The 25,430-nt window shown below is 61.5% G+C and carries 27 protein-coding genes; 15 read left to right on the top strand and 12 right to left on the bottom strand.

All coding sequences use genetic code 11. The features are described from left to right. Positions 1-17 precede the first annotated feature (17 nt). Positions 18-779, bottom strand: coding sequence for an HvfC family RiPP maturation protein (locus EIY72_RS08585; protein WP_093218795.1), 762 nt, complete (start codon positions 777-779; stop codon positions 18-20). Then, complete coding sequence (locus EIY72_RS08580; protein WP_093218793.1) at positions 772-1,614, bottom strand: HvfB family MNIO-type RiPP peptide maturase; 843 nt, start codon at positions 1,612-1,614, stop codon at positions 772-774. The genes EIY72_RS08585 and EIY72_RS08580 overlap by 8 nt, the downstream gene beginning before the upstream one ends. A gap of 306 nt (positions 1,615-1,920) precedes the next feature. Between EIY72_RS08580 and EIY72_RS08575 the strand changes: the two genes are divergently transcribed. Together EIY72_RS08575 and EIY72_RS08570 are read left to right on the top strand one after the other, a co-directional pair. Continuing rightward, entirely contained in the window at positions 1,921-2,967 is a 1,047-nt protein-coding gene (locus EIY72_RS08575; protein WP_093218790.1) for a class I SAM-dependent methyltransferase, read from the top strand. Between the two features lie 112 nt (positions 2,968-3,079). Further along, positions 3,080-3,919 (top strand): NAD-dependent protein deacetylase, encoded by an 840-nt coding sequence (locus tag EIY72_RS08570; protein WP_269457301.1) that lies wholly within the window; start codon positions 3,080-3,082, stop codon positions 3,917-3,919. Between the two features lie 139 nt (positions 3,920-4,058). Here EIY72_RS08570 and EIY72_RS08565 read toward each other — a convergent pair whose 3' ends face one another. Next, positions 4,059-4,961: a LysR family transcriptional regulator gene (locus EIY72_RS08565; protein WP_093218788.1), complete on the bottom strand. Its 903-nt coding sequence runs from the start codon at positions 4,959-4,961 to the stop codon at positions 4,059-4,061. A gap of 174 nt (positions 4,962-5,135) precedes the next feature. Between EIY72_RS08565 and EIY72_RS08560 the strand changes: the two genes are divergently transcribed. From EIY72_RS08560 to EIY72_RS08550, 3 genes are read left to right on the top strand one after another with little or no spacing between them, the layout of a single operon-like run. Continuing rightward, a complete protein-coding gene (locus EIY72_RS08560; RefSeq protein WP_093218785.1) occupies positions 5,136-5,834 on the top strand; it encodes a CoA transferase subunit A in 699 nt (232 codons plus the stop codon). A gap of 36 nt (positions 5,835-5,870) precedes the next feature. Next, the gene (locus EIY72_RS08555; RefSeq protein WP_007975748.1) at positions 5,871-6,536 is read left to right on the top strand and encodes a CoA transferase subunit B; all 666 of its coding nucleotides are present in this window, start codon (positions 5,871-5,873) and stop codon (positions 6,534-6,536) included. A gap of 11 nt (positions 6,537-6,547) precedes the next feature. After that, complete coding sequence (locus EIY72_RS08550) at positions 6,548-7,729, top strand: acetyl-CoA C-acetyltransferase (protein WP_093218783.1); 1,182 nt, start codon at positions 6,548-6,550, stop codon at positions 7,727-7,729. 135 nt (positions 7,730-7,864) lie between these two features. Here EIY72_RS08550 and EIY72_RS08545 read toward each other — a convergent pair whose 3' ends face one another. Then, positions 7,865-9,187, bottom strand: coding sequence for an Nramp family divalent metal transporter (locus EIY72_RS08545; protein WP_093230433.1), 1,323 nt, complete (start codon positions 9,185-9,187; stop codon positions 7,865-7,867). Between the two features lie 57 nt (positions 9,188-9,244). Beyond that, entirely contained in the window at positions 9,245-9,775 is a 531-nt protein-coding gene (locus tag EIY72_RS08540) for a chalcone isomerase family protein (protein ID WP_093218780.1), read from the bottom strand. A gap of 164 nt (positions 9,776-9,939) precedes the next feature. Between EIY72_RS08540 and EIY72_RS08535 the strand changes: the two genes are divergently transcribed. From EIY72_RS08535 to EIY72_RS08515, 5 genes are all read left to right on the top strand, one after another. Continuing rightward, complete coding sequence (locus EIY72_RS08535; protein WP_093218778.1) at positions 9,940-10,734, top strand: hypothetical protein; 795 nt, start codon at positions 9,940-9,942, stop codon at positions 10,732-10,734. Positions 10,735-10,792: 58 nt separating this feature from the next. Beyond that, positions 10,793-11,716, top strand: coding sequence for an aromatic amino acid exporter YddG (yddG, locus tag EIY72_RS08530; RefSeq protein WP_093218776.1), 924 nt, complete (start codon positions 10,793-10,795; stop codon positions 11,714-11,716). Positions 11,717-11,797: 81 nt separating this feature from the next. Then, positions 11,798-12,469 carry a glutathione S-transferase family protein gene (locus EIY72_RS08525; RefSeq protein ID WP_093218773.1) on the top strand — a complete coding sequence of 224 codons (672 nt, stop codon included), beginning with the start codon at positions 11,798-11,800 and terminating at the stop codon, positions 12,467-12,469. Positions 12,470-12,500: 31 nt separating this feature from the next. Next, a complete protein-coding gene (locus tag EIY72_RS08520; protein WP_093218771.1) occupies positions 12,501-12,827 on the top strand; it encodes a putative quinol monooxygenase in 327 nt (108 codons plus the stop codon). Positions 12,828-12,905: 78 nt separating this feature from the next. Then, positions 12,906-13,472: a DcrB/PsbP domain-containing protein gene (locus EIY72_RS08515; protein ID WP_093218768.1), complete on the top strand. Its 567-nt coding sequence runs from the start codon at positions 12,906-12,908 to the stop codon at positions 13,470-13,472. A 2-nt stretch (positions 13,473-13,474) separates the two neighbouring features. On the opposite strand, the gene EIY72_RS08510 is transcribed toward EIY72_RS08515, so the two are convergent. From EIY72_RS08510 to EIY72_RS08500, 3 genes are all read right to left on the bottom strand, one after another. Continuing rightward, positions 13,475-14,191 carry an alpha/beta hydrolase gene (locus tag EIY72_RS08510; RefSeq protein WP_093218766.1) on the bottom strand — a complete coding sequence of 239 codons (717 nt, stop codon included), beginning with the start codon at positions 14,189-14,191 and terminating at the stop codon, positions 13,475-13,477. Positions 14,192-14,367: 176 nt separating this feature from the next. Next, a complete protein-coding gene (locus EIY72_RS08505; RefSeq protein ID WP_093218763.1) occupies positions 14,368-15,480 on the bottom strand; it encodes a succinylglutamate desuccinylase/aspartoacylase family protein in 1,113 nt (370 codons plus the stop codon). A 202-nt stretch (positions 15,481-15,682) separates the two neighbouring features. Further along, on the bottom strand, positions 15,683-16,462 hold the full coding sequence (locus EIY72_RS08500; RefSeq protein WP_093218760.1) for an ABC transporter substrate-binding protein: 780 nt from the start codon (positions 16,460-16,462) through the stop codon (positions 15,683-15,685). A gap of 338 nt (positions 16,463-16,800) precedes the next feature. Here EIY72_RS08500 and EIY72_RS08495 point away from each other — a divergent pair, with 338 nt between their 5' ends. Then, entirely contained in the window at positions 16,801-17,436 is a 636-nt protein-coding gene (locus EIY72_RS08495) for a type 1 glutamine amidotransferase (protein ID WP_093218758.1), read from the top strand. A gap of 55 nt (positions 17,437-17,491) precedes the next feature. Here EIY72_RS08495 and EIY72_RS08490 read toward each other — a convergent pair whose 3' ends face one another. Beyond that, positions 17,492-17,926, bottom strand: a complete 435-nt coding sequence (locus EIY72_RS08490) for a rhodanese-like domain-containing protein (protein ID WP_093218755.1) — start codon at positions 17,924-17,926, stop codon at positions 17,492-17,494. Between the two features lie 101 nt (positions 17,927-18,027). Here EIY72_RS08490 and ftrA point away from each other — a divergent pair, with 101 nt between their 5' ends. Continuing rightward, entirely contained in the window at positions 18,028-19,002 is a 975-nt protein-coding gene (gene ftrA / locus EIY72_RS08485) for a transcriptional regulator FtrA (protein ID WP_093218752.1), read from the top strand. A 76-nt stretch (positions 19,003-19,078) separates the two neighbouring features. Here the strand turns inward: ftrA and cobF are convergent, their stop codons facing one another. After that, positions 19,079-19,834 carry a precorrin-6A synthase (deacetylating) gene (gene cobF, locus EIY72_RS08480; protein ID WP_093218749.1) on the bottom strand — a complete coding sequence of 252 codons (756 nt, stop codon included), beginning with the start codon at positions 19,832-19,834 and terminating at the stop codon, positions 19,079-19,081. After that, positions 19,834-20,406 carry a histidine phosphatase family protein gene (locus EIY72_RS08475; RefSeq protein ID WP_093230430.1) on the bottom strand — a complete coding sequence of 191 codons (573 nt, stop codon included), beginning with the start codon at positions 20,404-20,406 and terminating at the stop codon, positions 19,834-19,836. The genes cobF and EIY72_RS08475 overlap by 1 nt, the downstream gene beginning before the upstream one ends. 561 nt (positions 20,407-20,967) lie before the next feature. On the opposite strand from EIY72_RS08475, the gene EIY72_RS08470 reads away from it, so the two are divergent. From EIY72_RS08470 to EIY72_RS08460, 3 genes are all read left to right on the top strand, one after another. Next, positions 20,968-21,984: an arginine N-succinyltransferase gene (locus EIY72_RS08470; RefSeq protein WP_093218746.1), complete on the top strand. Its 1,017-nt coding sequence runs from the start codon at positions 20,968-20,970 to the stop codon at positions 21,982-21,984. Between the two features lie 40 nt (positions 21,985-22,024). After that, positions 22,025-23,059: an arginine N-succinyltransferase gene (astA, locus tag EIY72_RS08465; RefSeq protein WP_093218743.1), complete on the top strand. Its 1,035-nt coding sequence runs from the start codon at positions 22,025-22,027 to the stop codon at positions 23,057-23,059. Between the two features lie 180 nt (positions 23,060-23,239). Beyond that, positions 23,240-24,109: an isocitrate lyase/PEP mutase family protein gene (locus EIY72_RS08460; RefSeq protein ID WP_093218740.1), complete on the top strand. Its 870-nt coding sequence runs from the start codon at positions 23,240-23,242 to the stop codon at positions 24,107-24,109. 157 nt (positions 24,110-24,266) lie between these two features. Here EIY72_RS08460 and EIY72_RS08455 read toward each other — a convergent pair whose 3' ends face one another. Next, positions 24,267-25,340 carry a diguanylate cyclase gene (locus tag EIY72_RS08455; RefSeq protein WP_093218738.1) on the bottom strand — a complete coding sequence of 358 codons (1,074 nt, stop codon included), beginning with the start codon at positions 25,338-25,340 and terminating at the stop codon, positions 24,267-24,269. Positions 25,341-25,430: the final 90 nt, after the last annotated feature.

The following is a 25,430-nucleotide window of genomic DNA, read 5'->3' as shown; positions in this document are numbered from 1 at the left end:
TGGGATGGCCGGCACGCTCATTCGTGCCGGAGACCCACGACCGCTTCCCCGTGCATCTGCTGCAACAGCGCCAAACCGTTCTCAAGAAAGGCTGTATCAGCTGCGATCCCGGCCTCGACGGCCAGGCCGTGCAACTGCTCGAGCCCGCTCAGATCGGGGTACTCGCCAATGCGTTGCAGCAGTCGCCAGGCCAACGGACTCAGCTCGGAGAACTTCACGCTCCAGTCCTCGCCACGACGTACCAGCAGCAAGGTTGGTTGCGACGGCGCAGCATCCGGCTGGTAATCGGGGCCGACTTTCTGGACCGGCCACGCATAGGCCAATGGCCAGGCCAGCGGCGACACTTGCAGCGGCCGATGCAGCAACAACCCTGCGTCGCCGACAGCCAGCGGCTCGTCATCGGACTGTTGCAGTACCATCTCCACCCACTCGTAATGCGCCAGTTCCACCAGGAACGGCGGCCAGTCACCCTCACTCAACACCTGCGGATCAGCCGCGAGAAACTCGAGGAACTCCTGGGCAATCTCGCCGAATTTTGGCGTGCGCGCGCGGTAGTCGCGCAGAAAGCTGCGCACCAGCAGACGCCAGCGCTGCTGACCAAGAATCCGGATCAACACCGGAAAAGTGCTGCTCAACAGGGTCGATAGATTGGCAAACACCAGATCGCGATAAACCTGTGCCCGCGCCGGGTCCATTTCGCCGGGTGACGCGTTCCTGTCCGGGTCCCGCAGGTACTGACCCATGGCGGTTTGTTGCTGCAGAAGGCTGGCGTTATCCACGGTTCATGCCCTCCTGTTGCAGGCGGCGAATGGTCCGCAGTTCCGCCACCAGTTCGCTGAACGCCGGGAAGTTGAAATCCCGTTCTAGCAAGGTCGGTTGTGCGCCAAAGCGTGCATAGGCCTGCGCCAGCAAGGCCCAGACTGCCGGTTTGACAGACGCACCGTGGGTGTCGATTTTCAGGCTGTCGGACTCGTCGAAATGCCCGGCGATGTGCATGGCCACCACCCGATTCGCATCGATCCCGGTGAGGAAGGTCTGCGGATCAAAGCCGTGGTTGATCGAATTGACGTAGACGTTGTTGACGTCGAGCAGCAGTTCGCAATCAGCTTCGCGCAACACGGCATTGGTGAAGGTCACTTCGTCCATGTCTTGCCGGGGTGCGGCGTAATAGGAGACGTTTTCCACCGCCAGGCGGCGGCCGAGAATGTCCTGGGCCTGGCGAATTCTCGCGGCGACGTGGTGCACCGCCTCTTCGGTGAACGGCAATGGCAGCAGGTCGTAAAGATGACCGTCGTCGCTGCAGTAGCTCAGGTGCTCGCTGTACAGAGGCACCTTGAAGTGATCGAGAAACTGCCGGACTTCCACCAGGAAGTCGACGTCGAGGGGCGACGGTCCGCCCAGGGACAAGGACAAGCCGTGGCAGGACAGCGGATAGCGCTCGGCCAGGGCGCGCAGCGCCGCACCATGGGCGCCACCGATGCCGATCCAGTTCTCCGGCGCCACTTCGAGAAAGTCGAAATCGCCCGTGGGCGCGGCCTGAAGGTCTTTGATCAAACCGCGGCGCAGGCCAAGGCCGGCACTGGCCTTGGTTACCGGGGTGATGGGAGTCTGCATGATGTTGATCTCGCACTGTGTTCAAAGGCGCGAGCACCTTGCTCGCCTTGAGACACAGTTAAGCGCCGGGGTGTATCGGCTCTGTGTTCAACCCCATGGCGGATTTCAAGGCAGTGTGTCCGTCGTGGCTCCCGATACAGTGCGATACACAGATCCCTTGTAGGAGCGTGTGCACGATCGACGAACTAGACTTAATGCACACAGGACCCGCTCGGCGTCCTGTTCATTCCCACGACCACCGCCCAGGGGCGAATGCCTCGAAAAACATGCCCTCTGGACCCTGATCCCGCCACAGGAGCACACGTGATGGACGAGGCCAAACTCAATGACTTCATGGGCAAACTGGTCAACGACATGGGCGGCGCAGCGATGCTCGCCAACGTCATTCTCGGTGAAGAGCTCGGCCTGTACCGGGCAATGGCCGACAGCCAACCCACAACCCCCGAAACCCTCGCCGAAAAAACCGGCTGCAACACCCGCCTGCTGCGCGAATGGCTCAGCGCCCACGCCGCCTCTGGCTACATGGAACACCGCGATGGCCAGTTCTGCCTGCCGCCGGAACAGGCCATGGCCCTGGGTATCGAAGACTCGCCGGTCTACATTGCCGGCGGCATCGGCGTGGTGGCGTCGTTTTTCCACGACAAGGACAAACTGGTCAAGGCCATGCGCGGCAACGGCGCCCTGCCCTGGGGCGATCACCATCCGTGCATGTTCAGCGGTACCGAACGTTTCTTCCGGCCAGGCTACAAGGCGCACCTGATCGCCGAATGGCTGCCGGCACTGGATGGCGTGGTGGCGAAACTGGAAGCCGGCGCCAAAGTCGCCGACATCGGCTGCGGCCACGGCGCCTCGACAGTGATCATGGCCCAGGCGTTTCCCGAGTCGCGCTTCGTCGGCTTCGACTATCACGCCCCCTCCGTCACCGTCGCCACCCAACGGGCCGAAGAAGGCGGTGTATCGGGCCGCGCACGATTCTTCCAGGGCACGGCGAAAAGCTACCCGGGCGACGATTACGACCTGATCTGCTATTTCGACTGCCTGCACGACATGGGCGACCCGGTGGGCGCAGCCAGACACGCCTATGAGTCGCTGAAACCCGATGGCACCGTGCTGCTGGTCGAGCCTTACGCCAACGACGCGCTCGACGACAACGTCAATCCGGTGGGCAGGCTGTTCTACGCGGCCTCGACCTTCATCTGCACGCCCAATTCGCTGTCCCAGGAAGTCGGCCTCGGCCTCGGTGCCCAGGCCGGTGAAGCGCGCCTGCGCAAGGTGTTCAGCGAAGCCGGTTTCAGCCATTTCCGCCGGGCCACGGAAACGCCGTTCAACCTGATCCTGGAGGCGCGCAAGTAATCCCGCCCACTTCCCTTGTGGGGGCGAGCTTGCTCGCGAGGGTGTATCAGATACATTGGTCTACCTGACCCACCACCGCGAGCAAGCTCGCTCCTGCAAGGGGTTTCGCCGAGTGTTGAACTTCTTTGATGAACAGCTCGACCGTCTCCAGGCGCTGATGGCCGATGCACCGTTTGCCGTGTTGACCGGTGCCGGTATCAGCACGCCCTCAGGCATCCCGGACTATCGCGACAATCAGGGCGTACGCCGAGGCCGGCAGCCGATGATGTATCAGGAATTTCTCGCCGCCCCGGAATCCCGCCGCCGTTATTGGGCGCGGGCAATGCTCGGCTGGCCACGGGTGCGCCAGGCGCAGCCGAATGTGGCCCATGAAAGCCTGGCGCAATTACAACGCGCAGGGCAAATCAGCGCGCTGATCACGCAGAACGTCGATACCCTGCACGACCAGGCCGGCAGCCATGACGTCATCGAACTGCATGGCAGCCTGCATCGCGTGTTGTGCCTGGATTGTGGCCAGCCCAGCGAACGCGATGGGATCCAGCGCTTGATGGAAGCGCAAAACCCTTATCTGGCCGGTGTCGATGCGGTGCAGGCACCGGACGGCGATACCCTGCTCGACCCGGCGTTCGAAGCGCGCTTTCAGGTGCCCCATTGCCCGTTTTGTGCCGGTGAGCGGATGAAACCCGACGTGGTGTTTTTCGGCGAAAACGTCGCACAGGCCACGGCGGTCAAGGCGATGGCGGCGGTTGAACAGGCGGCGGGATTGCTGGTGGTCGGTTCTTCGCTGATGGCCTATTCGGCGTTTCGCCTGTGCCGGGTGGTGGTGGATCAGGGCAAGCCGCTGATCGCGATCAATATCGGCAAGACCCGGGCGGATGAGCTGCTTGATCTGAAGATTGAAGCGTCCTGCGAAGCGCTGTTGCCGCAACTGGCTCAACGCCTCTCGCCCTGAGCAACCCAACCCCCTGTAGGAGCGAGCTTGCTCGCGATGGACGTGAGGGCGCAGCGTAAATTCAGGTATCCCGCGCCATCGTTAACGACCATCGCGAGCAAGCTCGCTCCCACAAGGACCTCTCTACAGGGCCCCGTGTTCAGGCCATGGACAGTTGTTCGCCGAAGTTCTCTTCTTTCAACACATCAAACAACGCCTGCGCGGCCGCCGACAGCTCGCCCCCCGGCAAGGTCAGCACGCCGAGCGCCCGTTCCACCACCGGGTCGCGCAAGGTGATGCACTGCGCGCCCAGCTCGCGCATCTGCCCGGCACACAGCGCCGGCACCGCGCTCACCCCCAGCCCGCTGGCGACCATGCGCCCGACCGTCGCCAGTTGATGACTCTCGAACTCCACCGGCAGCTTCATGCCTCGGGCCTGCAAGTGTTCTTCGAGCATCACCCGCACCGTCGACGGGCGCTGCAAGGTAATGAACGGCTCCTTGAGCAAGGTCAGCCAGTCGATGTCATCAAGCTCGGCCAAGGGCGAATCCAGCGGCACCACCGCGACGAAACGGTCGACGTACAGGGGCGTGAAATGCAGTGACGAACTCTGGGTCGGCTCGAAGGCCACGCCCAGTTCCACCTGGCGGTCGCGGACCATTTCCAGCACATGCTCGTTGATCACGTCGTTGACCGTGACGTTGACTTTCGGGTAGCGGGCGCGGAAGGTCTTGAGGATCGGCGGCAGCAGGTTACCGGCAAACGACGGCATGGCCGCCAGGGTCACCCGGCCGCGCTGCAGGGTGAAACGCTGGCGCATTTCATCCTCGGCGTTGTCCCAGTCGGCAATCAGCCGGCGAGCCAGTGGCAGCAGGGATTCACCTTCAGCGGTCAGCGCCACGTTACGTGTGTTGCGGGTGAACAGGCGCCCACCCAGGCCCTCTTCCAGCGCCTTGATGGTCAGGCTCAGGGCCGATTGCGACAGGTGCAGACGCTCGCAGGCCACGGCGAAGCTCAGGCTTTGCGCGACGGCGAGGAAGGCACGGATCTGTTTGACGGTCATCTCGCTTCGCTCAAGTTGTAGGCTGCTAGCTTTAAGCTGCAAGTTAAAGACTGTGGTTTGTTGAGTTTTATCTATCAATCAACCTTAAAAATCAACTTAACAAATGAATAAACCAGCGCGACACTCAACCCCATTCGGCTAGCCAGCCGCCCACAAAGAATAAAAGAGGTGCATATGGCAGGTTTCGACAAGCGCGTGAATTCCTACGAGGAAGCGCTGGCAGGTCTTGAAGACGGCATGACCGTGATCGCCGGTGGCTTCGGCCTGTGTGGCATCCCGGAAAACCTGATCGCCGAGATCAAGCGCAAGGGCACCCGTGATCTCACCGTGGTTTCCAACAACTGCGGCGTCGACGGTTTCGGCCTCGGCGTGCTGCTCACCGATCGCCAGATCAGCAAGGTCGTGGCCTCCTACGTCGGTGAAAACAAGCTGTTCGAAGAACAACTGCTCAAAGGCGAAATCGAGGTCATTCTGACCCCGCAAGGCACCCTCGCCGAAAAAATGCGCGCAGGCGGCGCCGGCATCCCGGCTTTCTTCACCGCCACCGGTGTTGGCACCCCCGTCGCCGAAGGCAAGGAAGTGCGTGAATTCCATGGCCGCAAGTACCTGATGGAAGAGTCCATCACCGGCGACTTCGCCATCGTCAAAGGCTGGAAAGCCGACCATTTCGGTAACGTCATCTACCGTCATACCGCCCAGAACTTCAACCCGCTGGCCGCCACCGCCGGCAAGATCACCGTGGTCGAAGTCGAAGAAATCGTCGAACCCGGCGAGCTGGACCCGGCACAGATCCACACCCCTGGCATCTACGTCGACCGGATCATCTGCGGCACGTTCGAGAAGCGCATCGAACAGCGCACCGTGCGTAAGTGATCCCCTGCCCCCGGACCGAATGAAGGAATAACAACAATGGCACTTTCCCGCGAACAAATGGCTCAACGCGTCGCCCGCGAAATGCAGGACGGCTTCTACGTCAACCTGGGCATCGGCATTCCGACCCTGGTCGCCAACTATATTCCCGAAGGCATGGAAGTCATGCTGCAGTCGGAAAACGGTCTGCTCGGCATGGGTCCGTTCCCGACTGAAGAAACCATCGATGCCGACATGATCAACGCCGGCAAGCAAACGGTAACTGCGCGTATCGGCGCGTCGATTTTCTCCTCGGCCGAATCCTTCGCCATGATCCGCGGCGGTCACGTCGATCTGACCGTGCTGGGCGCCTTCGAAGTGGACGTGCAGGGCAACATTGCCTCGTGGATGATCCCCGGCAAACTGGTCAAGGGCATGGGCGGCGCGATGGACCTGGTGGCCGGTGCCGACAACATCATCGTGATCATGACCCACGCGTCCAAGGACGGTGAGTCCAAGCTGCTGAGCCAGTGCAGCCTGCCGCTGACCGGTGCCGGTTGCATCAAGCGCGTGCTGACCGACCTGGCCTACCTGGAAATCGAAAATGGCGCTTTTGTCCTCAAGGAACGCGCACCTGGCGTAAGCGTCGAGGAAATCGTCGCAAAAACCGCTGGTAAACTGATCGTCCCGGATCACGTGCCGGAAATGCAGTTCGCTGCCCAGTGAGGAATCAGTCCATGCAAGAAGTTGTCATTGTTGCCGCCACGCGTACCGCGATCGGCAGTTTCCAGGGCGCCCTGGCCAATGTTTCTGCCGTTGACCTCGGCGCGGCGGTGATCCGTCAGTTGCTGGCACAAACCGGCCTGAACCCGGCTGAAGTCGATGAAGTGATCATGGGCCAGGTACTGACTGCCGGTGCCGGGCAGAACCCTGCACGCCAGGCCTCGATCAAGGCCGGCCTGCCCTTCGCCGTACCGGCCATGACCCTGAACAAGGTCTGCGGCTCGGGCCTCAAGGCCCTGCACCTGGGCGCCCAGGCGATTCGCTGCGGCGATGCCGAGGTGATCATCGCCGGTGGCCAGGAAAACATGAGCCTGGCCAACTACGTCATGCCCGGTGCGCGCACCGGCCTGCGCATGGGTCACGCGCAAATCGTCGACACCATGATCAGTGACGGCCTGTGGGATGCCTTCAACGATTACCACATGGGCATCACCGCCGAAAACCTGGTGGAAAAATACGACATCAGCCGCGAGCAGCAGGATGCCTTCGCCGCCGCCTCGCAGCAGAAGGCCGTCGCTGCCATCGAAGCCGGACGATTCGTCGATGAAATCACCCCGATCCTGATTCCGCAGCGCAAGGGCGATCCGCTGTCCTTCGCCACCGACGAGCAACCACGGGCCGGCACCACGGCCGAAGCCCTGGCCAAGCTCAAGCCTGCTTTCAAGAAAGACGGCTCGGTGACCGCCGGTAACGCCTCGTCGCTGAACGACGGCGCTGCTGCCGTGATCCTGATGAGCGCGGCAAAAGCCAAGGCCCTCGGCTTGCCGGTTCTGGCGAAAATCGCCGCGTACGCCAACGCCGGTGTCGACCCGGCCATCATGGGCATCGGCCCGGTGTCGGCGACTCGTCGCTGCCTGGACAAGGCTGGCTGGTCCATCGACCAACTGGACCTGATCGAAGCCAACGAAGCCTTTGCTGCACAATCGCTGGCGGTGGCCAAGGACCTGGAATGGGACTTGAACAAGGTCAACGTCAACGGCGGCGCCATCGCCCTCGGTCACCCGATCGGTGCCTCGGGTTGCCGCGTGCTGGTCACCCTGCTCCACGAAATGCTCAAGCGTGACGCCAAAAAAGGCCTCGCCACCTTGTGCATCGGCGGCGGTCAAGGCGTGGCCCTGGCGCTTGAGCGGGCATAAAGTGTTCAACAGACGGCGGCGGGGACCCACGAAGATCCGCTGGCCGGCTGGAAAAACACCCGGTGCGATACAAGTCGCACCGGGTTCTTTTTTGCCTGGGGTTTTATCCGGCAGACCGCAATGAGCCCAGTCCAGTCAGCCAAAAAGCTGCAGTATCAACCAGCTGTTCGCCCCGCTGATCAGCACAAACAATCCCCACACCAACACCCGCGTCGGCAGCCGATTGACAAAGGGTCCCATCAACCGCGCATCGTTGGTCATGCGAATCAACGGGTACAACGCAAAAGGCAATTGCAAACTCAACACCACCTGACTCAACACCAGCAATTTGCCGATGGCCTCATCGCCCATCAACCACACCCCAATGAAGGCCGGGATCAGCGCCAGTCCGCGGGTGATCAGACGGCGTTGCCAGCAGGGAATGCGCAGGTTCAAAAAGCCTTCCATGATCACTTGCCCGGCGATGGTGCCGGTGAAGGTCGAACTCTGCCCGGAAGCCAGCAAGGCAACGCCAAACAACACGCTGGCCAGCGCCCCGCCTACCAATGGGTCGAGCAGGTGATAGGCGTCCTGTATGTCGACGACATCGCTATGCCCGGTTTTGTGGAACGCGGCTGCCGCGAGAATCAGGATCGCCGCGTTGACCAGCAACGCCAGGGCCAAAGAACCAATGGTGTCGATGCGCGCCAGTCTGACCGCGTCCTGTTTGCTCGCCAGGTCCTGGCCGATCAGGCGCGTTTGCACGATGGAAGTGTGCAGGTACAGGTTATGCGGCATCACCGTTGCCCCGAGAATGCCGATGGCCAGGTACAAGGGCGCGGCATCGCTGATGGCGGACAACGAGGGTTTGAAACCTTGGGCCACCTCCGGCCAGTAAGGTTTGATCAGCACTAACTCAACGAAGAAACACACACCGATGGTCGCCACCAGCACCAGCATGATCGCCTCGAGCCGGCGAAAGCCGCGGTTCTGCAAAGCCAGCACCAAGAGCGTGTCGAATGCCGTCAGGGCGATGCCGACTGTCAGTGAGCAACCCAGCAGCAGATGGAACGCCACGGCACAACCCAGCACCTCGGCAAGGTCGGTGGCGATGATCGAGATTTCCGCAAGGAACCACTGGGTTCGCGCAGTGCCGGTGCTGTAGCGTTCGCGGGATAGCTGCGCCAGGTCACGTCCGGTGGCAATGCCCAAGCGCGAGCACAGGCACTGCACCGCCATCCCGGCCAGACTGGCGAGCAGCACGACAAACAACAGGCTGTAGCCAAACCGAGAGCCCGCCTCGATGGCGGTGGCCCAGTTGCCCGGGTCCATGTAGCCGATGGACACCAACAAACCGGGCCCCGCAAAGCGCAAGGCGCGCTTGAAAAAAGACGCGCGGGCATCGACAACTACCGTCCCGGCCACTTCCGGTGGGCAAAACGGCGCAGTTGCAGTTTTCGGCAGGTGACTGAATTTCACACGATGATCCATCAGCAGGTGACTAGGCGCAGGGTTGCTCGCTGATCATCGCAAACTTCAGGGCACGGTGCCGAGCAGCTGCGCGCGCAACTCGGGATCCTTGGTCCGCGGATCCAGCCAGATGGCGAAAAATGCCTGGGCGAATTGCAGGTCATCGACCTCGCGCAGCAACTGTTGGCCGAGGAAAAAACGCGCCCCCTGCCCCGGCAGGTACACGCCGGTCAGTCGTGTGCCGGCCTGCACATCGACAAACGATTCCTGCATCTGCGCCTGCCACGCCGCCAGTTGCTCAGCGCTGACGGAAGGGCCGGCCAGGCGCTTGATCTCCTTGACGCTGGCCTGTACCAGGTCCTCCCGGGAAATCGAACGCTGATAAATCAGCTCGAGGGCGAACGGCTGATCCCCCACCATCGGCCGCGACGGACTCCACAGCCGCGCGCTGTAGACATCGAAACCAAACTTGCGGAACTCGCCGCTGCCGATCAATTGCGCCCCCGGCAACGAGTCCTGCCAACTGGCAAACGCCGGGCAGCCAAGCAACCACAACAACCAAAAACAGTGGCGCAACCTTGAGCGCTGGCGATTCATGGCGATGTCCCCGTACAAGCCCTGTTTAAAACCTATGCGTAAAACGTGCTTTCGTACAATTTTCAGCAGGCTTTGTTTTTTGTATACAACTTATGCATACAGATAGCGCCATTTGCGCCTCGCGATGGTAACGTTGCCACATGACATCGTAAGGACGCGTGCCCGTGTTGATTCTCAAGCTGTTGCTGATTCCTGGATTCCTCCTGCTGATTTCCCTGGCCGGTAAACGCTGGGGGCCGAGCGTGGCCGGCTGGCTGTCGGGTTTGCCGGTGGTGGTGGGACCGATCCTGTTGTTCCTTGCCCTGGAACAAGGCCCGGCGTTCGCCGCGCAATCGGCCACGGCGGCGCTGTCGGCGATGTTCGCCATGATTGCCTTCTGCGCCAGCTACGCCCAGGTGGCACAGCGCGCCGGTTGGCCGGTGGCGCTGCTGGTGTCACTGTCGGTCTGGGCAGTGATCGCCGTGGTGCTGTCGCTGATTCCAGCGTCCCTGGTGTTTTCCGCCTGTGCCGCTGCGACGGCGTTGCTCGCCGCGCCGTACCTGTTCCCGGTTGTGCAACCGGCACTGAATGGCCCTGCACCAAAATCCGACAAGCTCTGGTTGCGCATGGTCGCCGGTGCCTTGCTCACCCTGTTCGTGACCCTGCTCGCCAGCACCGTGGGCGAACGCTGGAGCGGCCTGCTCGCGGTGTTCCCGGTACTGGGCAGCGTGATGGCGGTGTTCTCCCAGCAAGCCCGCGGGCCGGCCTTTACTGCCCTGTTACTGCGCGCCACCGCTATCGGCATGTACTCGTTTGCCGCCTTCTGCCTGGTGCTGGCACTGGCGTTGCCGACGATGGGCATGCAGGCCTTCGTGCTGGCCGTCGGAGTTTCGGTGGCCATGCTCGGCGTGACCCGACGCTTGCTGGCGCGACCGTTCGGCCCGACGACCGACGCTGGACGGGCTGTCATCAGGCGCTAAGCTGCATCGAGTCATCGGGCCAGGATGTTGCCCGCCTCAACGCGCTGAAGGAACAGACATGACTCAAGCCCCGTCTCGTGTGCGCAACGCCCGCTCGGCGACGGCCGTCGGCGTGATTGCGATCTTCCTCTGGTCTTGTCTGGCGCTGTTGACCACCCTCACTGAAGGTATTCCGCCCTTCGAACTGCTGACCCTGAGCTTTGCCGTGGCCTTTGTCGCGAGTCTGCTCATCCTCGGGCGCCGCGGACTCGCCGGGTTCAGCAGTTGGCGTCAGCCCTGGGCCGTTTGGACCACCGGCTTCGTGGGGATTTTCGTTTATCACGGGCTGTATTTTTTCGCCCTCAAAGTGGCACCCGCCGCCGAAGCCAGCCTGATCAACTATCTATGGCCACTGATGTTGGTGTTGTTGTCCGCCTATGCCGCCGGCGAAAAACTGCACCGGCGCCAGGCGCTCGGCGCCTTGCTGGGCCTGGCGGGTACGGCGTTCATCATGCAGCAGCGGGCGACGCACACGGACGCGACGATGCTCATTGCCGGGTACCTGGCGGCATTGGGTTGTGCCCTGATCTGGGCCGGGTACTCGGTGTTCAACCGTCGCTTCAAGGAAGTACCGAGCAGCATCATCGGCGGTATCTGCGGCATGTCGGCGGCTGCCGGGCTGGTCTGCCACCTGGCCTTGGAAACCACCGTGTCGCCCAATCTCAATCAATGGGCGGCGATTGTCATCCTCGGCCTGGGACCGGCCGGGCTGGCATTCTTTGCCTGGGATCACGCGACCAAGCACGGCAACCTGGCCACGCTGGGCGCGCTGTCCTATCTCGCGCCGTTGATCTCGACCTTGTTGCTGATAGTCGTCGGTCAGGGCCAGGCCGGCGCGATCCTGATCGTGCCGGCGTTGCTGATCATCACCGGTGCCGTCATTGCCACCGCCAAGGTACCGTTCAAGACCACCAGACAACGTTCGATTGTTTCGCACGAGTAGCCCAACAAGCTCGTACGTCAATCGAACAGGTTTCGCCCACCATGGCCTCAGTCCAAACCCAACCCGACTGAGGCCAACACCATGAAATTCTTTTTCCACCCTTCGCCCAACCCGATGAAAGTCGCCCTGCTGCTCGAAGAGCTGCAAACCCCTTACGAGTTGATCGGCGTCGACACCTTCAAGGGCGAACAACACCAACCCGCTTTTCTGGCCATCAACCCGAATGCCAAGGTGCCGGCGCTGGTAGACGGCGATGCTACCGTGTTCGACTCCCAGGCCATCCTCCTGCACCTTGCCCGGAAACATCAGCGCTTTGTGCCGGCCAACGCCGCCGAGAACGCCCAGATGCTGTCCTGGCTGATGTTCATCGGCACCGGCCTGTCGCCGTTCTCCGGTCAGGCGGTGCATTTCCTGCACCACGCCCCGGAAGACCTGCCCTACGCGAAAAACCGTTATCTCAAGGAAGTCGAACGCCATTACCGCGTGCTCGATCAACGTCTGGCCGAACATCCTTACCTGGCCGGCGACAGCTACAGCATTGCCGACATCGCCTTGTGGGGCTGGGCCAACTACGCGCCTTACATCCTCGGCGAGAACGGCCTGGCGGCCTATCCGAACGTCAAGCGCCTGTTTGATGAAATCAGCGCCCGCCCGGCCGCCAAGCGCGCCCATGGCCTGAAAGAAAAGCTGGTGCTCAAGGCCGAGTTCGACGAGGAAACCCGTCGCAACCTGTTCCCGCAGAACCAGGCGTAACCCCGTCCATGCTGCCTTGTGAGGTGATGAAATGAGTGATCAAGTCGCGTTCGTCGTTTATCTGCCGGCCAAGCCGGCGCGCTTTGCCGAAACCAAGGAACGCCTGCTGGACGTGGTGCACCGGATGTCGGCAGAGCCCGACTTCGTCAACACCTGGGTGCATCAGCTTCAGGACGAGCCCAATACCCTGGTGCTGTACGAAACCTGGAATTGCAGCAAGGAAGACTTTATCGCTCGTCACCTCAACAAGCCGTATCGTCAAGCCTACGAAGCGCTGCTGCCGGAGCTGCTGGCCAGTGAACGGCGGATCGAGTTTCTGCACGTGATCGAAAGCTATCCGTCGCGTCGCGAAGTTTGAGCGCACGGCACGCTGGAATGCAGTGCAACCTCCGTGGGATGATCGCGCCTCACCGCGCGACCCTCCCTGGAGATCCCAATGTCACTGTTGAGTAAAAAAGCCCTGGTCCTGCTGCTGGCTGCCACTGCCAGTCTGGGGGCTTTGAATGCGCAGGCCGCCAAGGCCAAGCCCGCTGAAGCACCGGCTCAGAAAGTCTCGATGCTGGATGGCAAGCTCACCTACAACCTGCCCAAAGGCTTTGTCGCCAACCCGCTGCCCAAGGGGCCGGATGAAGCCAACGGTACCCTGTACAGCAACGAGGCCACCAAAACCGTGGTGATTGCCGCTGAACACACCCTTCCCCCGGACGTCAACGTCAAGGACAACGACGGCCCGTTCCTTGACGGCACCGTGAATGATTTCGACGCCGCCCAGCGCAAATCCCTGCCCGACTACAACAAGCTGAGCGAAAAGAGCTTCACGCTGAAAAACGGCCTGGGCCTGCGTCAGGTCGACAATACGGCTACCCAGGGTGGCGGCAAGACCCTGAACTCCACACTGGTCGCTGCGTCCGGCAAGCGGATCGCGGTAATCCAGGTGATTTCCCGCCCTGGCGACATGGCGGCACACGAAACCCTGGTCAAGCAAATCGTCAGCGGCAAGTAAGCTTATGGATTGAGGCGCTGCAACCAGGCGCTCAAATCCTGAATTTCATCGGCGCTGATGCTGTGGCCGACACCCGGATAGGCGTGAAACTCGGGTTCGAGTGACACGCTTTGCAGCAGGTTGTTGGCCTCGCTGCCGTCGGTGACGGGCAGGCGCTTGTCCTGCTCGCCATGACCGATGAAAACCGCCAGCGACCGGCGCTTTTCATCCGGTTTGAGTTCGGATTTGAGCACCGGCAGGATACGCCCGCTCAAGGCAGCGATCCCGCCCACCGCTTCCGGATGGCGCAGGCCCACTTCGTAAGTCATGATCGCGCCCTGGCTAAAGCCCACCAGGAACACCTTCTCGGGTTCGGTGTGGTACTTCTTTGTCGCCTGGGTTATGAAATCCAGCAGTGTTTGAGCGCTGGTCTTCAGATCATCCGTCTCGCCGTTATAGGCACCTTCGCCCTTCTTGCGAAACCACTGAAAACTGCCCTCTCCGACCACCAGCGGCGCCCGCACCGACAGGTAGGTGTAAGTCGCCGGCAAGTCATCCTTGATGCCGAACAGGTCCTGTTCGTTACTGCCGTAACCGTGGAGGAAAATCACCAGAGGCTGGTCTTGCGAATCGGGGTTGGCCTGCTCCAGGTACTTGAGTGGCAGGTCGGATTGCAGCGAGGGTTGGGCGTGGACAGCGGCGGACACCAGCAAGGTGAACAAGGCGAGAAGCTTGAGCATGGGTCTTCCTTCACAGAGCGCAGGATTCGGGGAAGAGCCTAGCATTGTGGCGAGGGAAGTCGATGCCTGTCTGATGATCTTCGTTGTCCGCCAGTGCCCCTTCGCGAGCAAGCTCGCTCCCACAAGGACACCCGCAATCCTGTGGGAGCGAGCCTGCTCGCGATGGGGCGGGCCTGTCAGTCGTTGATCAGCTTGCCCGCCCGAATCGGCTCACGTCCGGCCACTTTCGCCTGCCACGTACCTGGCTGCGTATAGCGGCCACGGTCAATGGCGAACAGCACGCCACTGGTACCGGCACAGACCGTGGTCACCTTGTCGTTCAAGGGGTCGACCACTTCAAACAGTGCATCGCCCTTCTCCACCCACTCGCCCGCTTCGCGCAGGAAGCTGACCACGCCATGATGCGGTGCGAACAGGTATTGGGTGCCTTCGAACGGCATGCCCTCACAGCACTCGCCCGGTGCCGCGGGCCAGTTGCCGGCGATGAACCCCTGTTCGGCGAGGAAGCCGAGTATCGCCTCGCAATTGGCCTGGGCCTGGTCAACCCGGGTGTCGCCCATGCTGCCCAACTCCAGGGTCGTCGCCAGGTTGGCCGGTGGAATCGCCGCCTCGGGGAAGGCCCGGGCCAGACGCAACCACGGCGACGAGCAGGATTCATCGAAGGAACTGCCACCAGAGTCTTCACACAACAAGGCCACGCCAGCCTTCAATCGCGCCGCCAGGGATTGCCACTGCGGCCAGTGCTGCGGCAAGGCGTAAATGTGGATCGCCGCGTCGAAATCGCAATGCAGGTCGAGGGTGATATCGGCATCGCAGGCATGGCGCAGCAACAGTCGGTGCATCGCTTCGAGTTGCGAAGGTGCTGGCGGCAAGTCGTCGATGACCTGGCCCATGGTCTGGCGAATCAGCGCGATGTTGGTCGCAGCATCACTGCCCAGTTGATCACCGATCAATCGGGCCACCGGCGCACTCAATTCCACGAACGAGCGATTGAAGTTCTTGCCGCTGCCCAGCTCGAAACGGCCCATGTGGCTGCCTTGCAGGTGCTGGTCCAGACCGATGGGATTGGCCACCGGCACCAGCTCGATCACGCCATTCAGTTGCCCCTGGCTTTCCAGTTCCGCCAGGCGTTTTTTCAGCTCCCACGCGGTGCGCATCCCCGGCAGCTCATCGGCGTGCAGGCTGGCCTGGATATACACCTTGCGCGTGCCCGTACCATAACGGAAGACGCTGAGGGTGCGCTCGGTGCCCAGGTGGCTCCAGGGCAGTGTGTGGTCGATGCGTTGCATGGGGGAAACTCCTGGGGTCAGAACGGCGAAATCACCTGTGGGAGCGAGTCTGCTCGCGATAACGGTGGGTCAGTACCGGACTTTTTGACTGACAGACCGCTATCGCGAGCAGGCTTGCTCCCACAAGGATCTCCTTGCATTGGAAAAATCACAAAAAAAATGGCAACCGCATCCACGGCTGCCACTTTTTCAAACGGCCGGATTACTCGCCGTAAACGTCAAACTTGAAGTACTTGTCCTGCACTTGCTTGTACTTGCCGTTGGCGCGGATCTCGGTGATGGCCTTGTTGAATTGCTCGGCCAGGGCGGTATCGCCCTTGCGCACGGCAATGCCGGCGCCGCCACCGAAGTACTTCGGATCGTTGTACTCAGGACCAACGAACGCGAAGCCCTTGCCGGCGTCGGTTTTCAGGAAACCGTCGTCCAGGTTGACCGAGTCCGCCAGCAGCGCATCGACGCGACCGGAGACCATGTCCAGGTTGGCTTCCTGCTGGGAACCGTAGCGAACCAGCACGATGCCGGCCGGTTGCAGCACTTCGGTGGCGAAGCGGTCATGGGTACTGGCGCGCAGCACACCGACCTTCTTGCCTTTGAGTTCGGTCAGCGGGTCCTTCACATCGGTGCCTTCCTTCATCACGAAGCGCGCCGGGGTGTGGTAGTACTTGATGGTGAAATCGACGTTCTTCTTGCGGTCGTCAGTGATGGTCATGGACGACAGGATCGCGTCGATCTTCTTGACCTTCAGTGCCGGGATCAGGCCGTCGAACTCTTGCTCGACCCAGGTGCACTTGACTTTCATCTGCTCGCACAGCGCATCGCCGATATCCACGTCGAAACCGGTGAGTTTGCCGTCAGGGGTTTTCATCGAAAACGGTGGGTAACCGGCTTCGATACCGATGCGGATCGGCTTGGCGTCATCGGCCACGGCGGTCAGGGACAACATCGACAGTGCCAGGGCACCGAACATCACTAGCTTCTTCATTTATAACTCCCGTGTGCGGAGACTTTTATTGGCAGCTTTCGATAGGCAGCTTTCAGTCATCGCCTTGTGAGCGATCACCGAAGTGGGCGGCAGTCTAGAGTGGCTATAAACGGGTAAATTGCGTTGAGGCGACAAATACTTACAAAATAGAGGCCAGTAGCTGGCCATGGCTGGATGGGCGCTCCATCGCGGTGCAGAGGTTGCCTGACGCTCACTTTTTTCAAGGCAAACCTGCAAGATTTGCTGATGACACCAGCGCGACAAGCTGGCTGGCGGGACAGGCTTTTTTGCTGCACATTGGCAGCCTTTAATTCCAGCGAGAGCCCATGATGTCGAGGTTGAAGCCGTTGAACCTGATTCAGCACCACCCTGCCGAAGGTCCTGGCGCCATTGCCGAATGGGCGGCTTCCCGGGGACTGGCGCTGAACGTGTTTCGCGCCGACCTCGGCGAACTGCCGCCGGTGAGTAATGCGCCGGCGATTCTGCTGGGCGGGCCCTATGAATCCAACGCCGGTCCGGCCTGGCTGGCAGCCGAGCGGCAATGGTTGGCGAGCTGTCTCGATCAAGGTGCGGCGGTATTTGCCATCTGCCTCGGCGCCCAACTGCTGGCGTTAAGCCTGGGTGGCAATGTGCGACGCATGCCGCAGACGGAAACCGGCTGGACCACCGTGAACTTTACCGATGGCCAGAAACTGAACGTGCTGGAATGGCACGAAGACGCCATCGACCTGCCACCCCAGGCAGAACTGCTGGCCAGCAGCGTTCAGTGTGAACAGCAGATGTATCGCGTCGGCCCGTCACGGGTCGGTTTGCAGTTTCATCCGGAGTGGAACGCCGAATCGGTGGCAACGCTCAACGCCCATTTTGCCGATGAGTCACCGCTGCCTCGCGGGGCACAGAACGATGCGGATTACGCCGAGGTCGCCGCGTGGCTGCAGGCGACACTGGATTCGTGGTGGGCGTCAGCAGCGTGATCGCTGCTGCGAACAATCGCCGGCTGTTTCAAGGCCGGCGATGCTTTCGGTCCTCTCAGCACTCGCAGCCAATCACCGCACTGGCCGGCCGTTGCACCGGCACATTCAGCACAAAACCCTCATCCAGCCAGCCGGTCACCCCACCGATCATCTCCTTGACCGGGTAACCGAGCGCCGCCAGCTTCACCGCTGCCTTGTTAGCGCCGTTGCAGTGTGGGCCGGCGCAATAAACCACGAACAGGCTGTTTTTCCCGTAGCCCGCCAGGGTCTCGGCGCTGAGCAACCGTCCCGGGATATTGATCGCCCCCGGCACGTGCCCACGCTCGAAGGCCAAGGGTCCCCGCACATCCACCAGAATGAAATCGATGGGACCCGCCTGTTGGCTGCTGAAGACGTCGGAACAATCGGTTTCGAAAGTCAGACGATTGCTGAAATGCATCAGGGCAATGGCGGACGGTGCCGCGGGAATTTCCCGAACCAGGCTGGTCATGGGGCGAGCTCCTTGATCTGTGTGGGTGTGAGAGGACTTTATCCGACACACACATGCCGCTACAGTGGCGCACAGGACACTCACCGGGAACTTTCCGCCAAATGAACACCGCCCCAGGACTGGTCGCCATTCTTGCCTACGACGGCCTCTGCACTTTCGAATTCGGCATCGCCGTGGAAATCTTCGGCCTGGCGCGGCCGGAGTTCGATTTTCAGTGGTACGAGCATCGAATCGTCGCCGTTGATCAAGGCCCGATGCGCGCCATGGGCGGCATTCAGGTGCTGGCCGATGGCAATCTCGACCTGCTGGCCCAGGCGCGGACCATCATCATTCCCGGCTGGCGCGACCGCAACGCCGCGGTGCCCGACCCCTTGATCGAGGCCTTGCGCCATGCCCACGCCCGGGGCGCACGGCTGCTGTCGATTTGTTCCGGAGTGTTCGTGCTGGCAGCCACCGGATTACTTGATGGGCATGGCGCCACGACCCACTGGCGTTACGCGGCCGAGCTGGCCGAACGCTTTCCACTCATTCAGGTGGACCCCGATGTGCTCTACGTCGACTCGGGCCAACTGATTACCTCCGCCGGCAGCGCCGCCGGTATCGATGCCTGTCTGCATCTGGTGGCCCGGGATTTCGGCACACAGGTGGCCAATGCGGTGGCTCGACGCCTGGTGATGGCGCCGCAGCGTACCGGCGGTCAGGCGCAATTCATTCCAACACCGGTCAGCCCGACGCCGCGAAGCGATCTGTCCCGCGTCATGCAGTGGGCCCGCGAGCGTTTGCATGAGCCACTGGAAGTCCGCGATCTGGCCAGCGAAGCGGCGATGAGCGAGCGCACCTTCCTGCGTCGCTTTAGCGAAGCCAGCGGTCAGTCACCGAAAACCTGGTTGCAACACGAACGCCTCGGACGCGCCCGGGAATTGTTGGAAAGCAGCCGCCACAACACCGAGCAGATCGCCCTGTGCTGCGGCTATCGCTCGGTGGAAAGCTTTCGCGTGGCCTTTCGCAGTGTGGTCGGCGTACCGCCGTCGGTGTATCGCGAACGTTTTGGGCGCGAGGGTAAAGCGATTTCCTGAGGTAGTTTACCGGTCGCCATCGCGAGCAGTTCGCTCCCACAGAGGCTACTGCGCGGACGTTGGGGGAGCGACACCCTCAGGATTTGCGCAACAGATAGGTGTCCATGATCCAGCCATTGGCCAGCCGGGCCGCCTTGCGCACCCGTTCGATTTCGTCCGCGACCTCCTTGAGCTGGCCACTGATGAGGATTTCATCCGGCGTGCCCAGGTACGCGCCCCAGTAGATGTATGTCTCCTGGTCAGCGACGTGATGATAGGAATCATGGGCGTCGAGCATCACCACCACGCTGTCGGCATCGCTCACCTGCCCCGCCGCCAACCTGCGGCCGGTGGTGATTTCCACCGAGCGGCCGATCTGATTGAGCGGCACCTTGTGCTGCGCCGTCAGCGCCTGGACGCTGGTGATGCCGGGGATGACATCGAACTCGAAGGTGCAAGCACCAGACGCCTGAATCGCCTGCAGGATGCGGATGGTGCTGTCGTACAGTGCCGGGTCACCCCAGACCAGAAAACCACCGCACTCACCGTCGGCCATTTCCTCAAGGATCATCCGCTCGTAGGTCTGCTGCTTGGCGAAGTTCAGATCATCGACACTGGCCTTGTAGTCCACGTCGCCGCGCTCGCGCTCCGGGCAGTGCGCTTCGACAAATCGATAATCCGGTTCGGTGATGTAGCGCTCACAGATTTCACGGCGCAAATCGATCAGTTTGTTTTTGCTCTCGCCCTTGTCCATCAAAAAGAATACGTCGACCTGATTCAACGCCTTCACGGCTTGCAGGGTGATGTAGTCGGGATTGCCGGCGCCGATGCCGATGACCAGTAGCTTTTTCATTAAAGTGTTTCCTCGGGGTCGATGCCCGGCAGGCGCAGCCGCCAGCGACCATGGAACCGCAGCTCAACAGCCGACAGCGGTTCGACGTCGATCAGGTTGGACAAAACGCCCTGCAGCACATGAGCCAGCGCAGCGCGAATGATAAAGGGATGAGTGATGGCCACAATGTGGCCGGGTGTCGACTGCAATGACGTCAGCCAAGCGGCCACCCGTGCCTCTAGCTGTGTCAGGGATTCTCCTCCGTGCGGCGCACTGTCCGGGTCCACCGTCCACCCCTGCAGCGCCTCGGACTCCGCCTTCTGCAGATCCTTGATGCGCACACCCGCCCAGCGTCCGAAGTCGCAATCACGCAGCGCTTCAACAACTTGCGGGTCGCTGCCAAACAGCGCGGCCGTTTGCCGGGTGCGCAATTCCGGACCGCACAACAGCTGGGCTGCGCCCTTCAATTGCCCGCGCCGCGAAAGCCTGGCCGATTGCCAGTCCAATTCCAGCGGCTCGTCCAGGGCAAAGCGCGCAAGCTTTTGCGCGGCGGTTCTGGCGTGGCAGATCAAGGTTAAATGGGTTGCCTGCACGAAAGGGTTGCTCAGTCGATAAAAAGAAAACGACGCCATGTTATCGGCCCTTGTGCAAATGTGCTGCAAGAAAGGTGGTCCAGGGTTGTAAGACTGCGCGTTTAAAAACAACGTCAGACGTGTTTATGACTGACAATTCGGAAATTTCCGACATAGGTTATGGGTGTTGGCCTACAAGGCAATTCGGCCTTCTTGCAGCCGCATCTGACAGACGTTTCGCCCCATTTTCGCGCACGCCTTGACCCGTCAAAAATTAACTAGACAGGCACCACGGGATAATTAAATACTGTTTTCAATGGACTATGAAACGCACCCACCTCATCCAGCAGGAGCCCGGATGCCCCCTCTCGAAAATTCCATCGCACGCCCTGACCTCAACACGCCGCGTTTAGCCAAATGCCGCGAACCGCGTTTAATCCGGCAACAACCAAGACGCATTTGACAAGAACAACAACGGTAGCTGACGACCACTCAGATGACCGTCGATTTGATGTGTGAAAAAAACCGACAGTGATAGTCAGGTTCGGTCTGACCGAATCCTTTTGATACAGGAGTGTCTCCATGCTGGTCTTGCGTTCGGTCGAGCCCGATGACCTGCCTCAGTTGCAGCGCCTGGCCCGCGAAAGCCTGGTGGGCGTCACCTCGCTGCCCGACGATCGCGAATGCCTGCAACAGAAAATCGCCGATGCCTGTGCGTCTCTGGAAAAGCTGGTGCAGGAACCGGGGCCGGAAAGCTACGTCTTCGTCCTGCAAGACCTGGAGACACGGCAACTGCTCGGCTGTTCGGAGATCCTCGCCACTGCCGGGTTCAACGAACCCTTCTACAGCTTGCGCAACCGGCATTTCACCAGTGCTTCGCGTGAGCTGAACATCGAACACGGTGTCGCAGCGCTGTCGCTGTGCCATGACCTGAATGGACACACCTTGCTACGCGGTTTCCACATCGACCCGACGCTGGTGCGCACCGCGTATTCGGAATTGCTTTCCCGGGCACGCCTGTTGTTCATCGCCGCCCATGGCCGACGTTTTTCGCCGGCAGTGATCACCGAAATCGTCGGCTACAGCAGCGACGAAGGCCACTCGCCCTTCTGGGACGCAGTCGGCAAACACTTTTTCGACCTGCCCTACGCCGAAGCCGAACGCCTGTGCGGGCTACAGAGCCGCAGGTTTCTCGCCGAGCTGATGCCGCAATACCCGATCTACGTGCCCATGCTGCCCCAGGCGGCACAGGACTGCATCGGCAGGATTCACCCCGATGGCCAGGAAGCCTTCGATATCCTTGCCCGGGAAGGGTTCGAGACCAACAGCTACGTGGATATTTTCGACGGTGGCCCGACCCTGTATGCGCGTACCACGGCTATCCGTTCGATCGTCCACAGTCACCTTGCAGTGGCACAACCAACCGCCTCCCTCGATGCCCGTGGCCGCTACCTGCTGAGCAACGAAGCGTTGCAGGGCTATCGCGCCATCGTCGCCGATCTCGACTTCAGGCCGGGGCAACCGCTGGCGCTGGATGCCGACATGTGCCGGGCGTTGCAGGTCGTCGAAGGCAGCCCGATCCGGCTGATCGCCCTGTGAGCCCGCTTCGCGCGCGCAATCGCGAAACAGGACAAGCCACATGATTGTCCGCCCGGCACAACCCACCGACCTCGGCACCCTGCTCGCCCTGTCGCATCACGCCGGGCGTGGCGGCAGCGGCCTGCCCGACAGTGAAGAACAACTGGCCCACCGCATTCGCTGGGGGCAACGTGCCTTTGCCGGGCAGGTCGACCGCGCCGATGCCGCCTACCTGTTCGTGCTCGAGGATGACGAGCAGCAAGTGGTGGGCGTCAGCGCCCTGACCGGAGGGGTTGGACTGCGCGAGCCGTGGTACAACTATCGGCTCGGCTTGACCGTCAACGCGTCGCCGGGCCTGGGTATCCAGCGTCATCTGCCGACCCTGTTCCTGAACAATGAAATGACCGGGCAATCGGAAGTCTGCTCGCTGTATCTACGCGCCGATCAACGCGGTGAAAACCACGGCAGGCTGCTGTCGCTGGGGCGTTTGCTGTTCGTGGCCGAGTTTGCGCACCTGTTCGGCGACAAGCTGATCGCCGAACTGCGCGGCACCACCGACGACGAAGGTTGCTCACCCTTCTGGGACAGCCTCGGCCGGCACTTCTTCAAGATGGACTTCAGCCATGCCGATCATCTGTCGGGCCTGGGCAACAAGGCCTTCATCGCCGAACTCATGCCCCGCCAACCACTCTACACCTGCCTGCTCACCGAACAGGCCCAGGCGGTGATCGGCAAAGCCCACCCGAGCATCGAACCGGCGCTGAACATCCTCACCGCCGAGGGTTTTGCCCACAAAGGCTACATTGATATCTTCGACGCCGGTCCAGTGATCGAAGCGCCCGTTACGGGCATCCGCACTGTGCGTGACAGCCAATGCCTGGTGCTGGCGGTCGGCACCCCGGACGAACGGGCGGCGGTCTGGCTGATCCACAATCGCCGTATGGAAAACTGCCGCATCACCAGCGCACCGGCATTTCGCTCCGGCAACTGCCTGGTCGTTGACCGCCTGACCGCCAAGCGCCTGCAACTGCAACCGGGCGACTCGGTGCGCGCCGTGCCGCTGCTCAATCAGCGACGACAGGTTGCAGCGGCGTGAAGCGTTTTCTGTAGTCGACACTCAAACCGACTACACAAATTCAGCCCGCTTCGGGCTCGCTATCAATCGTCGCCCGAGGGCAAATTCGTCATCATTTTCCCCACGTCCGCGTGATAGCCTTTCGTTTCTTCGGCGTTGACACTTTTGCTCAAGCCCTTCCATTCCATTGGTGGAACTCATATGTCCAGGCTTTCCCATCAAGATTTGCGCCGCAATTTTCGCCAGCTGTTTGCTTCCAAAACCTGCTATCACACCGCCTCGGTCTTCGATCCGATGTCGGCGCGCATTGCCGCTGATCTGGGTTTTGAAGTCGGCATCCTCGGTGGCTCGGTCGCGTCCCTGCAAGTGTTGGGTGCCCCTGACTTTGCCCTGATCACCCTCAGCGAGTTCGCCGAACAGGCCACCCGCATCGGCCGTGTCGCGCAGTTACCGGTGATCGCCGACGCCGACCATGGCTACGGCAACGCCCTCAACGTGATGCGCACCATCGTCGAGCTCGAGCGCGCCGGCATTGCCGCCCTGACCATCGAAGACACCTTGCTGCCGGCGCAGTTCGGGCGTAAATCCACCGACCTGATCACGGTCGCCGAAGGCGTCGGCAAGATCCGCGCGGCGCTGGAAGCCCGCTGTGACTCGGAAATGGCGATCATCGCCCGCACCCACGCCGGCATCCTGCCGGTGCAGGAAATCATCAACCGCACCAAGCAGTATCAGGCGGCCGGCGCAGACGGGATCTGCATGGTCGGCATCAAGGACTTCGAACACCTGGAACAGATCGCCGAGCACCTGAGCGTGCCGCTGATGCTGGTCACCTACGGCAACCCGGCGCTGCGCGACGACCAACGCCTGGCAGACCTGGGCGTGCGCGTCACCATCGACGGCCACGGCGCCTACTTCGCCGCGATCAAGGCCACCTATGACTGCTTGCGCGAACAACGGCAGATCTTCACCCAGGCCTCGGACCTGAGCGCCACCGAACTGACCCACACCTACACCCAGCCGGAGGAGTACATCCGTTGGGCCAGGGAGTTCATGAGTGTGAAAGAGTGATGCGAACTGCCTTTGTGACGAGGGCGTTTGTCGGCTCGCCGCACCGTCCCGTTCGGTGGCGCAGCAACCGTCTCTGGGTGCATTGAGAGGCTGGGGGCTGCTTCCAAGCCCAGCGCGAGCAAGCTCGCTCGCCATAAGGGTTCGTTGCCAGAAGGATTTATGCCGAATCCACCAACGCCCGCGGCGCCTTGTCGTCGCTGCTGCAGATCACCCGATTGCGTCCGCTGGTCTTGGCTTCGTACAAGGCATGGTCGGCATCGTCGAGCCACAGGGTTGCGTCGGCATGCCCGGGGTCGAACGCCGCCAGGCCGATACTCAGGCCGACCTTCAGCGTCGGGTTGTGCTCGTAGCACAGGGTCGCAAAGCGATCACGCAAGGCTTCCATCACCGCCGCCGCACGGTTCAGTGGCAAGTCCGGCAGGATCACGCAAAACTCGTCGCCACCGTAGCGACCGGCGACATCGGTGGCCCGCAGGTGCTGCTTGAGCATCTTGCCCAACTGGCGCAGCACGATGTCCCCGGCCACGTGGCCGTAGGTATCGTTGATGGCCTTGAAATGATCGATGTCGATCAGCGCAATCGCGCCGCCCTTCTGCTGACGTTTGCAGCGTTGAAATTCGACTTCCAGCTGGTCCTTCCAGGTGCCATGGTTGAGCAGGCCCGTGAGGCTGTCGGTACGGCTCAGAGCCAGCAGTTCGCGTTTCTGCCGCCCCAGGGTGTGCGCCTGGCGGAAACAGATCCAGCCCAGCACCAGCGGGTAGAAGCACAGCAAAGGCAGGCAGGCGTAGAGCTGCAAGGGACTGGTGGCGGGAATGAATACCGGGGCGAATATCTGCAAGCCGACGCCAACACCCAGAATCTGCGCCGCCGTTCCGGCCAGGAGAAAACGCAAACCGCCGATGGCCACGTTGTTCATCGCCATCATCGAGATGGTGGTCGCGCTGGGCAGCGGATTGAACTGCATGGCGGCGATCCAGAAGCCGCCGAGAAAGGCATCCACCAGCAAATTGCGATGTTCGGCGTGATAAGGTGCCCGCGAGCGTCGTGCCCACTGATACGCCAGATGCGGCCAGAACAGGCCATTGAACAGCATCAGGCACCAGACCCAGGGTGCCGGGTCGAGGGGGAACATCGCCGCACTGACGCACACCAATCCCAGGGTGACCCCCAGAATGCGCGATGAGTAAAGCCTCCTGGCCAATGAAAGTCCCTTTCCTCCGGTTTTTTCCATAGGGCCTCTGTGCCACTGGACGGACTCGATCACACCGGTATACCTGCCTGCTGGAGTCTATCAGGGCGAGGTTAAATAGCCATCACCGGC

The sequence above is a fragment of the Pseudomonas vancouverensis genome, assembly GCF_004348895.1.
GTDB classification, from domain to species: Bacteria; Pseudomonadota; Gammaproteobacteria; order Pseudomonadales; family Pseudomonadaceae; genus Aquipseudomonas; species Aquipseudomonas vancouverensis.
Note: the sequence above shows the minus strand (reverse complement) of the source record. Positions and strands in the feature narration are given on the sequence as shown.